This is a genomic window from Paraburkholderia sp. SIMBA_030, assembly GCF_046535245.1.
Classification (GTDB): Bacteria; Pseudomonadota; Gammaproteobacteria; order Burkholderiales; family Burkholderiaceae; genus Paraburkholderia.
Genome location: NZ_JAWRXB010001301.1, coordinates 1 through 247 on the forward strand (window position 1 = coordinate 1; position 247 = coordinate 247).

The window sequence follows — 247 nt, forward strand, 5'->3', positions numbered from 1 at the left end:
GCGCGGCGCGGCGGGGCATGGCTGCAACGCATCACGAATCGCGTCGATACATGCTTCGTGGCGCGCTTCATCGGGCTCTTTTGCATTGCATCATTCTTGACCTTCGGCCCGTCGGGACTTACCCGAATGCAAAAAAGTATCGGTACGCGGTTTCATTTTTAGTGGTGGCGCGCGCGTTTCAAGACTACTTTTCGCTATACAAGACGAAGACGAGCGGCATCTCCCTTGAGCCGCTTCCTGGAGGCAG

Annotated in this window: 1 protein-coding gene; it reads left to right on the forward strand. The window is 56.7% G+C overall.

Annotated features, from left to right (window positions below):
* Nucleotides 1-17: 17 nt before the first annotated feature.
* A partial coding sequence (locus SB772_RS44250; RefSeq protein WP_410839056.1) for a hypothetical protein occupies nt 18-247 on the forward strand: 230 nt, incomplete at its 3' end.